At 73.8% G+C, this 11,983-nt stretch carries 11 protein-coding genes and 2 pseudogenes; 8 read left to right on the top strand and 5 right to left on the bottom strand.

Annotated elements, in window-relative coordinates; translation table 11 throughout:
* Window positions 1-483: a DinB family protein gene (locus AB0J12_RS10250; protein WP_363263817.1), complete on the bottom strand. Its 483-nt coding sequence runs from the start codon at window positions 481-483 to the stop codon at window positions 1-3.
* 37 nt (window positions 484-520) lie between these two features.
* On the opposite strand from AB0J12_RS10250, the pseudogene AB0J12_RS10245 reads away from it, so the two are divergent.
* The 5 genes and pseudogenes from AB0J12_RS10245 to AB0J12_RS10225 form a co-directional block, all read left to right on the top strand.
* Window positions 521-1,111, top strand: a pseudogene (locus AB0J12_RS10245) (methyltransferase); the annotation flags it as partial.
* Window positions 1,095-1,538 carry a methyltransferase gene (locus AB0J12_RS10240; RefSeq protein WP_363264164.1) on the top strand — a complete coding sequence of 148 codons (444 nt, stop codon included), beginning with the start codon at window positions 1,095-1,097 and terminating at the stop codon, window positions 1,536-1,538. The pseudogene AB0J12_RS10245 and the gene AB0J12_RS10240, both read left to right, overlap by 17 nt.
* 27 nt (window positions 1,539-1,565) lie before the next feature.
* Complete coding sequence (locus tag AB0J12_RS10235; RefSeq protein ID WP_363263816.1) at window positions 1,566-2,414, top strand: oxygenase MpaB family protein; 849 nt, start codon at window positions 1,566-1,568, stop codon at window positions 2,412-2,414.
* Between the two features lie 234 nt (window positions 2,415-2,648).
* The gene (locus tag AB0J12_RS10230; RefSeq protein WP_363263815.1) at window positions 2,649-2,840 is read left to right on the top strand and encodes a DUF2795 domain-containing protein; all 192 of its coding nucleotides are present in this window, start codon (window positions 2,649-2,651) and stop codon (window positions 2,838-2,840) included.
* A 44-nt stretch (window positions 2,841-2,884) separates the two neighbouring features.
* A pseudogene (locus AB0J12_RS10225) lies at window positions 2,885-3,304 on the top strand (GNAT family N-acetyltransferase); the annotation flags it as partial.
* Between the two features lie 144 nt (window positions 3,305-3,448).
* On the opposite strand, the gene AB0J12_RS10220 reads toward AB0J12_RS10225, so the two are convergent.
* Window positions 3,449-5,212 carry a serine hydrolase gene (locus tag AB0J12_RS10220; protein ID WP_363263814.1) on the bottom strand — a complete coding sequence of 588 codons (1,764 nt, stop codon included), beginning with the start codon at window positions 5,210-5,212 and terminating at the stop codon, window positions 3,449-3,451.
* A 132-nt stretch (window positions 5,213-5,344) separates the two neighbouring features.
* Window positions 5,345-6,091 carry a helix-turn-helix domain-containing protein gene (locus AB0J12_RS10215; protein WP_363263813.1) on the bottom strand — a complete coding sequence of 249 codons (747 nt, stop codon included), beginning with the start codon at window positions 6,089-6,091 and terminating at the stop codon, window positions 5,345-5,347.
* 105 nt (window positions 6,092-6,196) lie between these two features.
* Between AB0J12_RS10215 and AB0J12_RS10210 the strand changes: the two genes are divergently transcribed.
* Together AB0J12_RS10210 and AB0J12_RS10205 are read left to right on the top strand one after the other, a co-directional pair.
* Entirely contained in the window at window positions 6,197-6,730 is a 534-nt protein-coding gene (locus AB0J12_RS10210; RefSeq protein WP_363263812.1) for a DUF2231 domain-containing protein, read from the top strand.
* Window positions 6,731-6,749: 19 nt separating this feature from the next.
* Window positions 6,750-7,244, top strand: coding sequence for a hypothetical protein (locus tag AB0J12_RS10205; protein ID WP_363263811.1), 495 nt, complete (start codon window positions 6,750-6,752; stop codon window positions 7,242-7,244).
* Here the strand turns inward: AB0J12_RS10205 and AB0J12_RS10200 are convergent.
* Window positions 7,222-9,624, bottom strand: a complete 2,403-nt coding sequence (locus tag AB0J12_RS10200) for a penicillin acylase family protein (RefSeq protein WP_363263810.1) — start codon at window positions 9,622-9,624, stop codon at window positions 7,222-7,224. The two genes, AB0J12_RS10205 and AB0J12_RS10200, sit on opposite strands and share 23 nt — an antisense overlap.
* A gap of 203 nt (window positions 9,625-9,827) precedes the next feature.
* On the opposite strand from AB0J12_RS10200, the gene AB0J12_RS10195 reads away from it, so the two are divergent.
* The gene (locus AB0J12_RS10195) at window positions 9,828-11,327 is read left to right on the top strand and encodes an acyl-CoA synthetase (protein WP_363263809.1); all 1,500 of its coding nucleotides are present in this window, start codon (window positions 9,828-9,830) and stop codon (window positions 11,325-11,327) included.
* A gap of 6 nt (window positions 11,328-11,333) precedes the next feature.
* Here AB0J12_RS10195 and AB0J12_RS10190 read toward each other — a convergent pair whose 3' ends face one another.
* Entirely contained in the window at window positions 11,334-11,891 is a 558-nt protein-coding gene (locus AB0J12_RS10190) for a TetR family transcriptional regulator C-terminal domain-containing protein (RefSeq protein WP_363263808.1), read from the bottom strand.
* Window positions 11,892-11,983 lie beyond the last annotated feature (92 nt).

Genomic DNA, 11,983 nt, shown 5'->3' with positions numbered 1-11,983 from the left:
CTACGACTGAAGTGCGTTCTGAGCATCGACGGCGCGGCGCACGTCGAGCAGATGGTGGCGCAGCTCGTGCAGCGTATGCACGGCGAGCCAGCGCAGGGAGCGTTCCGCGCGCTCGGGGAAGCTGTAGACCAGCGTGCGGTCCCAGCCGGCGGGCGACAGCCGGCCCAGCACATGCCCGAACATCAGCGCGCCGTCGCGCAGCTGCCGTGCGACATCGGCGGGCTGCTGCTCGGCGTAGCCGTCGTGCTCGACCCGCTCGTCACGCCCCATGGGCTCGGCGACCGGCGTGTTTGAACGGAGCGCGGCCAGCGCCCGCTCCCGCTGCACGAACAGCACGTCGCGGACGTGGCAGGCGTACTCCAGCGGCGACCACACCTGTGGCGCCGGCCGCCGCCTCAGCACCGCGGCGTCCAGGGCGAGCTGCGGCACCGACGGGGCCCGGGAGAGGTCGTACTCGAAACCGCATTCCGCGCACGTCGTCATGCGGGCACGCTGTCAACGCCGTCGCTAGCATGGGCAGATGCCGTCGCAACGGAGCGAACCCTCGGGGTGGCAGCTGCTGGCGCCGCTCGTGGACCTGGTGACCCCCATGGCGGTCAGAGTGGCCGCCACCCTGCGCCTGGCCGACCTGATCGCCGCCGGTGCCGAGCAGGTGGACGAGCTGGCGGAGCGCAGCGGTACCGACGCCGACGCGCTGGGCCGGCTGCTGCGCCACCTCGCCCGCCACGGGATGTTCGAGGAGGTCTCCCCGGGGCGGTTCGTGCTCGACGAGCGGGCCGAGCTGCTGCGCTCGGACCATCCCTCGGATATGCGGACCTGGTTCGACCTGGACGGTTTCGGCGGCCGGATGGACCTGGTGTTCGCCGGGCTGCTGCACACCGTCCGCACCGGCCGGCCCGCCTGGGAGGAGGTCTTCGGCGCACCCTTCTGGGACCATCTCGCCGCCGACCCCGCCCTCGCGGCCTCGTTCGACGCGACGATGGCGCGCTCGCTGCGCAGAACGGCGGCCGCCGACTACGACTGGTCCGGGGTGAAGCACGTCGTCGACGTCGGCGGGGGCACCGGCGCGCTGCTGGCCGAGGTGCTCGGCGCGCATCCCGGTCTGCGCGGCACCCTGGTCGACCTGCCGGAGACCGTCGCCCGCGCACGCCGGTTCCTGGGGCGAGCGCGGCCTGGCGGAGCGGTGCGCGTTCGCCGGGCAGAGCTTCTTCGACCCGCTGCCCGCCGGCGGCGACGTGTACGTGCTCAGCGCCGTGATCCACGACTGGGCCGACGAGCCGGCCGTCGCCGTGCTGCGCCGGTGCGCCGAGGCCGCGGGCCGGGACGGCCGGGTCCTCCTCGTCGAGACGCACGGCAGGGCCGGCGACGACGCGGCCATGTTCGCCGAGATGGACCTGCGCATGCTGGTGATCTCCGGTGGACGCGAGCGCAGTACCGAGGAGTACACGGCGCTCGCCGCGGCGGCCGGGCTCGCCCCGGCCGAGGCCCGCACGACAGCGTCGGGGCACCTGCTGATGGACCTCCGGGCAGCCTCCTGATTCCGCCGGACCGCAGAGGGGGACCACGTGAGCGACGCCGACCCGGGCCTGTTCGGCCCCGACTCGGTGACCTGGCAGCTGCACGGCGACCCCATGATGTGGGTCGCCGGCGTCCGCGCGCTCTATCTCCAGGCCCTGCACCCGCGCGCGGTGCGGGGCGTCCTGCAGAACAGCGACTTCCGGCGCGACGCCTGGGGACGGCTGCGGCGCACGGCGCACTTCGTCGGTACGACGACGTACGGTACCCGCGAGGCCGCCGAGCGGGCCGGTGAACGCGTCCGGGCCATCCACCGCCGGCTCACGGCCACCGACCCGGCCACGGGCGAGCGGTACCGGATCGACGACCCCGAGCTGCTGCTGTGGGTGCACTGCGCCGAGATCGACTCCTATCTGCACGTGCTGTGGCGCTCCGGCTTCCCGCTCACCGACACCGCCGCGGACCGCTACCTCGCCGAACACCGCGTCAGCGCCCGCCTGGTCGGCCTCGACCCCGACGCCGTGCCCGCCGACCGGGCGCAGCTCGCCGCCTACTTCGAGCAGGTCCGACCGCACCTGGCCGCCACACCCGAGGCACGCGTCGTCGACGACTTCCTGCTGCGCCCACCGACGCATCCCCTGCTGGTCCCGGCGCGCGAGGTGCTGTGGCGGCGCGTGGCGCAGCTGGCGTACGCCTCCCTGCCGCCGTACGCCCACGCGCTGTACGGCAGAGCGGCCCCGCCGCCCGCCGCCGTGACCCGGCGACTGCGGGCGACTGGCGCCGTGCTGCGCCGCATCCCTACGGGTGTGCGCTGGCAGCTGCCGCCCAAACACATCCTGCGCGCGGTCGCCCGGCTCGGCCCGGACGCCCGCCCGGCACCGTACAAAGCAGGGCGATAGCCCGCCGTCTGGGCAGGCCAGGTGGGGGGACTGGGCCCAGGCCATCCGGACGCCGTGTCCGCCCGCACCGACGAGGCCCGCTGTCTGAACGCTGTCTGCGGCGACTCGGACGGCGCGCCGAAGCGGCCGCTGCACACCGGTACGAGGCGAGGTGAATGGGCCGCACGCCCGGGGATACCCGGGGCGAAAGGGTGAAGCCGTACATCGTCCGCACGACCTGCCGAGGAGGCTCTGATGGCGGATCTCAGCCCCATCGACCTGCAGAAGGCACTCAGCGGGATGGACTACCCCACGGACAAGAAGCACCTGGTGGAGGTCGCCCGCAAGAACAAGGCAGCCGACAAGATCGTGAGCCGTCTCGACGGCCTCAAGGAGGACCACTTCGACGGCCCGAACGAGGTGCAGAAGGCGGTCTTCAACTCCTAGACGTCCGCATCCCCGGCGCGTCCCCGACCGCGTAGGCTCGGCGGATGGACAAGTCCACCGTCGCGCTTCGGACAGAAGCGGCCGAGGGCGCGCCGGCCCTGCTGCTGCGGCCCTGGGCCCCGTGCGACATACCGCAGCTGATCGAGGCCCACCGGGACGCGGAGCTGCGCCGCTGGATCACCACGCTCGTGCACGACGAGGAGAGCGCCGCCCGCTGGGTGCAGGACCAGCGCAGCGGCTGGGACAGCGGCGAGCGCCTCGCCTTCGCCGTCGTGGAGCCGGCCGCGGCCGACGGCGGCGAGACCGTGGTGGGACATGTCGTCCTCAAGAGGACCGGCACCCCCACCGGCGCCGAGGTCGGCTACTGGACCGCCGCCGCTGCCCGGGGCCGTGCCGTGGCACCCCGGGCCCTGCGCACCCTCACCGACTGGGCCTTCACCGCCCTGGACCTGACGCGCCTGGACCTGCTGCACCGGACGGACAACGCCGCCTCCTGCCGGGTGGCGGAGAAGGCCGGGTACCGGCTCGAGGCCGTGCTGCCCGCCGGCCCCGCCGGCGTTCCCGGAGACGGGCCACCTGCACACCCGGGCCGCCGAACCGCCCTTGCCCTAGTCCGCCGACGCCGACCAGCCCTTCGCCTCGATCCGTGCCGCGTCCGCCGGCCGGCGTTCGTCGAAGAGCGGGCCGTCGGCCGTCTCCACGCGCAGTGCGTCGACGTACGCCCCCCGGCCGACGTAGAGCCGGTCGGTGCCGTAGCGCCAGCGCAGGGTCAGGGACCGAGCGGGCGGCAGGGGTGCTGTGAGCCGGTGCCAGGTGCGCTCCGACCAGCCGGTGACCGTACCGACCGGGTGTTCCTCTTTCCGGCCGTCGGCGCCGGCGGTCGTGGCGAACGGCACCGGTTGCCAGGTGGCGCCGCCGTCGGGGGACGCCTCCAGCGCCAGGACGTCCGCCTCCGGTTCGGTGTCCCACCACAGCGCGCAGGTCAGCCGCGAGCCGGTCGCCGACGTGTCCAGCGGGGGCAGCGTGAGCGTGGCGGAGGCGGCGCTCGCCATCCCGGAGAACCAGGCGGTACGGCCCTGCCGCGGGCGGACCGGCACGGCGCGCGCCAGGTTGTTCCCGGCGGCGACCCGCGGCGCCGAGCCGGAGCGCCAAGTGCGCACGGGATGGACCGAGTTGCCGAGCACGACGAGGAAGGAGTCGGTCGTCGGGTCCAGGACCAGCGACGTACCGGTGAAGCCGGTGTGGCCGGCCGTGCGCGGGGTGGCCATCGCGCCCATGTACCAGTGCTGGTAGAGCTCGAAGCCCAGCCCGTGCTCGTCCCCGGGGAAGGCGGTGTTGAAGTCCGTGAACATCAGCTCCACGGACCGTGGACGCAGGATGCGGGCCCGGCCGTAGCAGCCGCCGTTGAGCAGCGTGCGCGCGAGCACGGCCAGGTCCCAGGCGCAGGAGAACACCCCGGCGTGGCCGGCGACCCCGCCCAGGCTGTAGGCGTTCTCGTCGTGCACCTCGCCCCACACCATCCCCCGGTCGAGACCCGACCACGGTCTGCGGGCGTCCTCGGTGGCGGCGATCCGGGGTCTCCAGGAGGCGGGCGGGTTGTAGCGGGTGCGGGTCAGGCCGAGCGGGCCGGCGATCTCCTCCTGCACCAGCGTGTCCAGCGGGCGCCCGGTGATCCTCTCCAGGACGAGCTGCAGGGAGATCAGGTTCAGGTCGGAGTAGAGGTAGGCGGTGCCCGGCGGGTTCAGCGGCGCCTCGTTGTAGATCAGCCGCAGCTTCTCCTCCCGCGACGGCGCGTTGTACAGCGGTATCCAGGCACGGAAGCCCGACGTGTGGGTGAGGAGCTGGCGGATCGTCATGTCCTGTTTGCCCGCGGCCCCGAACTCCGGCACGTACGAGGCGACCGGCGCCTCGAGCCGCAGCGCGCCGCGCTCGATCTGCTGCACGGCCAGCAGTGAGGTGAACAGCTTGGACACCGACGCCAGGTCGAACACGGTGTCGCGGGTCATGGGGATCTGCTGCTCGGGCGGGAGTTCGACGCCGGTGTCGGTCTTCTCGTCGTAGGCCCGGTAGCGCACCGCCATGCCGATCGGCTCGTGCAGCGCGACGGTGCCACCGCGCCCGGCGAGCAGCACCGCGCCCGCGTACCAGGGATGTTTGGGGGAGGGGCCGAGGAAGGCCCGCGCGTCGGTGATCAGCCGGCGCAGATGCCCGTCGAGCAGTCCGGCGCGCTCGGCCGAGCCGTGCCGCAGCGTGGGCCCGCCGCCGCGCGGCCCGGCGGCCGCCGCCGGACCGGCCGGAAACGGCACCACGGCCAGGGCGCCGCCCAATGCCACTGCCGCCGACCCGAGTTGACGTCGCGTCAGTCCGCCCACCGCTGCCTCCCGCGCAACCCCTGAAAGTATCTTTCCGCGACCGTTGGGCCGGATGAAACTTTCCCGTCAGTCCTGTGGGCGTGTCAACGGGCGTGCAGCGCAGGGAAACTGACGGAGGGACGGAAAAAGCCGCTATGCGTGGTCGCCGGCGTCGCGGGAGCAGACGGGGGCCGCGCTGCCGTCGCCGGGGTCCGTCGCCTCGTCGACCAGCTCGACGCAGCACACTCCCGCGTGCGGTTCCAGTACCGCCGTGGTGCGCCGGTGCCCGGAAGCGGTGAGGTAGCCGCTCAGGAAGGCGTGGTTCATCCCGCACACCAGCTCCGGCGCCTGCGCGGCCACCGGGTGGAACGGGCAGTTGTGCAGCACGGTACGGCCGCGGCCGTCGTCGGCGGGCTCGAACCCCAGGGACTCGAGGAACGCGGCCACATCTCCTCCGCGCGCCTCGGCGCCCAGCGACGCGCCGCGCTCCCGGGCGATGCGCAGCGCCGCCTCGTGCGCACTCTCGCCCGGCCGCACCGCGGTCACCGCCTCGGTCAGCAGGGACGCCAGCAGTTCGTGCCGGCGCGGCGGCAGGGTGATCTCCAGCGTCTGTGTGCTGGGCTCGTAGACCTTCGGGGCGCGCCCCACGCGACGCGGCCCGTGGCCCCCGTGCCCGGCCTGAAGCAGCCCGGCGTCGACGAGCTTGTCCAGATGGAAGGCGGCCAGCTTGCGGGAGATCCCGACCGCCGCCGACGCCTCCTCCCGGGTGACCGGACGCCGGGCCCGCCGCACGAAGTCGAACAGCCGCCGCCGCGACTCGTCGCCCAGGACGGCGAGCGCGGCCACGGAATCGGTGGTGGTCGTGGCCGGGGTGCCCGCGGCGGAGGAATCGAACGTCACGCGCCCACGGTAACTCCGTGACCCGCGGGTTGACGCCGGGCTTGACCAGCGCACTGAATAAGACCAACAATCGTTGGTGAAATACCCCACAGGTGAGGTGCAGGTATGACCGCGAACACTGATCTTCGTCAGGCCAAGCAGCCGGTCAGCGGTGCGCTGGCGGGGCCGTACGGTCACCCCTTCCACCCGATCCTGGTGACGGTGCCGATCGGCGCCTGGGTGAGCAGCCTGGTCTTCGACATCGCCTCGCACGTCGTCGACCGGCCCGCTTTCCTGGTGCGGGGCTCGATGTGGCTGATCGCCATCGGGGTGATCGGCGCGCTGGCGGCGGCCTGCGTCGGCTTCCTCGACCTGTTCGCGATCCCCACCGGCACCCCGGCCTTCCGCACGGCGCTGGTCCACATGACGCTGAACCTGTGTGTCACCGCCGCCTACGCGGGCGGCTGGGCCTGGCGGCACAGCGCCGGCACCGCCGGACAGGAGGGCGTCGGCCCCGGGCAGCTGACGCTCTCCGCCGTCGCGCTCGCCGCCCTCGGCCTGTCCGGGTATCTCGGCGGAAAGCTCGCCTACCGCTACGGAGTGCGGGTCGCCGACGAGGCCACGCAGGCCGACGGCTACCGCACCCCGTCATCGTCCTGACGCACTCTGGAGATCGCCCATGGACATCGCCGCTCTCGTCGCCTGGATCGTCACCGCCCTCGGCGGTTTCGTCCTGCTCGGCCGCTGGATCGCCCGCGGCGGCCTGCGCCCGGCGCAGCAGGCGGCGCCGACCCGCCTGCCCGCGCCCGTCGTCTTCGGCCACTTCCTGCTCGCCGCGGCCGGCCTGGTGGTGTGGATCGTCTACCTCGTCGCCGACAAGAGCGCCCTGGCGTGGACGTCCTTCGGGGTGCTCGTGGCGGTCGCGCTGCTCGGCTTCACCCTGTTCGGCCGCTGGCTGCCGGTGTACCAGGGCACGTCGGGCGAGACGGCGCCCCCGAGCGTCACCTGCCCGTCCCCGTGGTCGCCGCCCATGGCCTCCTCGGCGCCACGACCCTGGTGCTGGTGCTGCTGGCCGCACTGGGCGTCGGCGGCAGCTGAGGCACGGCGTGACGCAGCGGCGCCCGGGAGACGGACCCCGGGCGCCGGCCGCGTCACCCCTTCTCGCCGACCCTGACCACCCGCAGCACCGGAGAGGTGAGGATGTCCTTCTCGCAGAAGCGGGAGGTCACCCACTGCCCTGCCGAGAACAGCCGCGTCTGGTCGCTGAAGTGCGGCGAGTCCGGATTCGAGGACTGGGAGTACGTCAGCAGGGTGCGGGCCACCGGGCACCGCGAGCCGTCCCAGCCCACCGCCTGGAGGTAACTGGAGCCGTGAGCCACCTCGGTGTAGCCGCCGCCGGCCGCGTTCCACACCGGCTCGGCCTTGTTCCACACGCCGAGCGACTCCGTGCCCCCGGGCACCGGGATGCGCTGCCCGCCGCGCACCACGAACTGGTGCTCGCCCAGCGGGGAGTCCAGCGGGATGCCCGACGCCCGCAGCTCGGTCACCGCGTCCGCGAGGGCCGTGGCGAACGCCGGGCTGTCCGTGTTCAGGGTGTTCGGCGTACCCACCGGGTCGGCAGGCGAGAAAGGCACCTTCCACAGCTGCGCGGCCGGCAGCCTGCGCCACAGCCGGTCGAAGAGCAGCGCCCCGCGGCTGGAGGTGTTCACGGTGTGATCCCACGCCGCGAGCACCCCGCACGCCTCCCGCACGTCGACGGCCCCGCCGCCGCTGCCGGTCGCCGTGGAGCCCGGCAGCGCGGCGCACGCCTTCGCCGCGTCCGCCGCGGCCAGGTCGCCCGCGGGCACCCGGTCGGCGAACTGCTGCGCCTGCAGGTCCCGCACGGTCAGATGCCCGCGCGCCGCCATCGCCGCCACGTCCTCGAGCGCACCCCGGGTGCGCAGCGAGCGCGCGGTGCCGATGGTGCCGAAGATCCGCTCGTAACCGGTCAGCGGCAGCTCCGCGTTGGCCAGCCAGGCGCTGTCGTTGGAGTTCTCCGCGTACGGCGCGTCCTTGAGCACCGGCATCCGCGCGGGCCCGAACACGCCGGGCTGTACGGCGTCGGGGTCTCTGCCGAGCGCGCAGTCACCGCGCGAGCCGTCCAGGACCGCCAGGCCCGACGCCGGATAGGTGGCCCGGCCCAGCGGGGTCAGGCAGCGCTGCGCCAGGTCGTCGGTGACGCGCGGCAGTACCTGCGACTGGGTGTACAGGCTGTGGCCGCGGGAGTCGGCGGCGATCGTGTTCACCCACGGCAGGCCCTGGGTGCGGCGCAGCGCGGCGAGCACGTCGTCGGTGGAGCGGGCGGTGCTGAAGCCGAGGGCGGTGTCGGCGCCGCGCAGGTTGACCGCGTTGGGGTCGCCCACGGCGTACGCCGTCGTGGCCGTCCAGGGCAGCGGCAGCGAGGCGCCGAGGGAGGTGGTGACGGGGCCGTAACGGGTCCACCACTGGGTGCGGGTCAGCGGCGCGCCGTTGCTCACCGCGACCGTGACGGTCCGCCGCGTCATGCGCTCCCGTCCGCCGTCGACCAGGTAGACCGTCGGGTCGGCCGGGTCCAGCGTCAGCTGGTGCAGGTTCAGGGTGACGCCGGTAGCGACCGTGTGGCTCCAGGCGACGTACGCGGTGTGGCCGATGGAGATCGTCGGCGAGCCGAGCAGCGAGCCGCCGGCCACGTTCAGCACGCCGGGGATGGTCTGCTGGGACTGCCAGAAGCGGCGGCCGCCCTGCCAGGGGTAGTGCGGGTTGCCCAGCAGCAGGCCGCGGCCGTTCGCCGTGGTCGCGCCGCTGAACGCCACCGCGTTGGACCCCATGTCCGCGGAGTCGGTGGCGAGCAGCGCCCGTGCGGCCCGCGCGGCGTCCCCGGCGTCGGGCGCCTGCGCGCCGGAGGACCCCGCCACCGGCGGCTGCGCGGCCGTGATGCCGTCGATCGCCCGGCCCTCACCGCCGAGCACGGCCAGCGCGTAGGAGCGCGCGGCCACGTCCAGCGCGGTCACCGGGCGCACCCAGGCGGCGTTCCGGCAGGCCGGGTCGGTGATCCGGTGCTGCGCCAGCCAGGCGTTGTACCCGGCGGCGAAGCCCCGCATCAGCTCCTTGACGTCACGGCTCGGCCCGGCCGGCACCGGCTGCCGCAGCAGCTTCTCCACCGTGCCCGCCTCCCGTACGCCGCGGAAGTACAGGTCGCTGGAGAGATTGGTGCCGGCCGAGGACAGCGAGCCGTCGGTCGCCGCGTCGGCGCCGAAGTACCGCGAGCGCTCGCCCCGCACGGTCACGAAACCGTCGGCCAGCGTGCAGACCTGGTCGGCGGCCTGCGCCCAGCCGGTGCCGAAGCCGAGGCCGGCGTAGGAGCGGGCCAGGATGTGCGGGATGCCGTACTCGGTGTACCGGATGACGGCGGACAGACCGCCGTGCGCGGGACGGTCCTCGCGGACGGGCCGCTCGGCGGCTGCCGCCGGCAGCGCGGACGCGGCGGTGAGCAGGGCCGCGGCCGCGACGGCGGCTCGTCTCAGGCGGGTGCGCATCGTGCCTCCCAACATCGTCGGGGGAAGGAGCGGCCGAGCGTACCAGCCGGTATGTCCCGTTGGCAGCAGGTGTGTTGAAGGGTTCGGTCGCATCGCGGGGGACGGCGCCGTGCGATGCCGGATGCCGTGCGGGCCGGGCCGGGATCCCCCGGACTGCGCACGTGTCTTGACCGCCCCGGCGCGTGCGTCGAGGATCATGAGGCATGACGCCCGGACATGGCAGCACCGTCGACGGCGTGCTGCGCCGCAGCGCCCGCCGCACCCCCGCGCGCGTCGCCGTCACCTACGGCGAGCGCTCCTGGACGTACGAGGAACTCGACGACGCCGTCTCCCGCGCGGCGGGCCTGCTGCGGGGCGAGGGCCTCTCCCCGGGCGACCGGGTCGCCGCCTACGGCCACAACTCCGACGCCTACCTCATCGCCTTCCTCGCCTGCGCCCGCGCCGGCCTGGTGCACGTCCCCGTCAACCAGCACCTCACCGGCGACGACCTCGCCTACCTCGTCCACCAGTCGGGCAGCGCGCTGGTGCTCACCGACCCCGCCCTCGCCGGTCACCTGCCGGACGGCGTGACGACCCTGCCGTTGCGGGACGCGGACGACGCGCTGCTCGACCGGCTGCCCGCGACCGCGCCGTACGACGGGCCGGAACCGCGCGGTGAGGACCTGGTCCAGCTGCTGTACACCTCCGGCACCACCGCCCTGCCCAAGGGCGCGATGATGACCCACCGCGCACTGGTCCACGAGTATCTGAGCGCCATCACCGCCCTCGACCTGAGCGCCGGTGACCGCCCGGTCCACTCGCTGCCGCTGTACCACTCGGCGCAGATGCACGTCTTCCTGCTGCCCTGCCTCGCCGTCGGCGCCACCAACGTCATCCTCGACGCCCCGGACGGGGAGCGGCTGTTCGACCTCATCGAGACGGGCCGCTGCGACAGCCTCTTCGCGCCGCCCACGGTGTGGATCGCCCTGGCGAACCGCCCCGACTTCACCACCCGTGACCTCGACGGGCTGCGCAAGGCCTACTACGGCGCCTCCATCATGCCGGTGCCCGTGCTGGAGCGGCTGCGCGGCCGGCTGCCGCACCTGGCCTTCTACAACTGCTTCGGGCAGAGCGAGATCGGCCCGCTGGCGACCGTGCTGGGACCCGACGAGCACGAAGGGCGCATGGACTCCTGCGGCCGGCCCGTGCTGTTCGTGGACGCGCGGGTGGTCGACGAGGACGGCAAGGACGTGCCGGCCGGCACGCCCGGTGAAATCGTCTACCGTTCCCCGCAGTTGTGCGAGGGCTACTGGGACAAGCCCGAGGAGAGCGCCGAGGCCTTCCGTGACGGCTGGTTCCACTCCGGCGACCTCGCGGTGCGCGACGCCGACGGCTACTTCACGATCGTCGACCGGGTCAAGGACGTCATCAACTCCGGTGGCGTGCTGGTCGCCTCCCGCCAGGTCGAGGACGCCCTGTACACACACGAGGCCGTCGCCGAGGCCGCGGTGGTGGGGCTGCCCGACGAGCGCTGGATCGAGGCGGTCACCGCGGTCGTCGTCGCGCGCGGCGAGGTGACCGAGGCCCAACTCATCGCCCACGCCCGGGAGAAGCTCGCCGCGTTCAAGGCGCCCAAGCGGGTCGTCTTCGTCGACGCGCTGCCGCGCAACGCCAGCGGGAAGATCCTCAAACGGGAGCTGCGGGACCGGCTCAAGGACGGGTGAGGCGGCTCAGCGCAGCGCCGTCTCCACCAGCCGCCGGATCTCCTCGGCGCACACCGCGCCGCCGCTCACCAGCCGGTCGAAGACCAGGCCGTCCACGCAGGTCAGCAGCGTCAGCGTGCGTTCCTCGGCGTCCGTGTGCCCGTGCGCCGCGACGAAGGCGCGCACCAGGTCGCGGCCCGCGTTCTCGCGCGGCCGCAGGATCTCCCTCAGCTCCGGGTGCCGCACGCTCTCCAGCGCGCACGCGTAGCGCGCGAGGGAGCGGCGCCGCCCCTCCCCGGTGAGCCGGCGTTCGGTGAGCGCGGCGATCCCGGCGACCAGGTCGTCCGCGGTCCGCGGTGTCGGCGTCGCTGCCCCGGCCGCCTGCAACTCCGCCTGGTCGAGCGCCACCAGCCGCCTGACCAGCGCGGTCAGCAACGCCTGCCGGGTGCGGAAGTACGCCGATGTCGTCCCGGAGGGCAGGCCCGCCGCCCCGTCGACGGCGCGATGGGTCAGCCCGCGGATCCCGGCGTCGGCCAGGACGCCGATGGCCGCGTCGGCGAGCACGGTGCGTCGGTCGGTGGTCACCGGTCCTTTCTACACCCCGGCTTCTACAGCTGTAGAGGGCGGGCGTACGCTGCTGCCGTCTTCTACAGATGTAGAAGACCGGCAGCGAGGAA

The sequence above is a fragment of the Streptomyces sp. NPDC049915 genome (assembly GCF_040656475.1).
In the GTDB taxonomy this organism is placed as follows: Bacteria; Actinomycetota; Actinomycetes; order Streptomycetales; family Streptomycetaceae; genus Streptomyces.
This window is presented reverse-complemented; position numbering and strand designations above follow the sequence as displayed.

Bases quoted from the DNA above. Each gene is read 5' to 3' on its own strand.
- AB0J12_RS10250 (WP_363263817.1), bottom strand. From the start codon at position 483: ATGACGACGTGCGCGGAATGCGGTTTCGAGTACGACCTCTCCCGGGCC.
- AB0J12_RS10230 (WP_363263815.1), top strand. From the start codon at position 2,649: ATGGCGGATCTCAGCCCCATCGACCTGCAGAAGGCACTCAGCGGGATG.
- AB0J12_RS10210 (WP_363263812.1), top strand. From the start codon at position 6,197: ATGACCGCGAACACTGATCTTCGTCAGGCCAAGCAGCCGGTCAGCGGT.
- AB0J12_RS10205 (WP_363263811.1), top strand. From the start codon at position 6,750: ATGGACATCGCCGCTCTCGTCGCCTGGATCGTCACCGCCCTCGGCGGT.
- AB0J12_RS10200 (WP_363263810.1), bottom strand. From the start codon at position 9,624: ATGCGCACCCGCCTGAGACGAGCCGCCGTCGCGGCCGCGGCCCTGCTC.
- AB0J12_RS10195 (WP_363263809.1), top strand. From the start codon at position 9,828: ATGACGCCCGGACATGGCAGCACCGTCGACGGCGTGCTGCGCCGCAGC.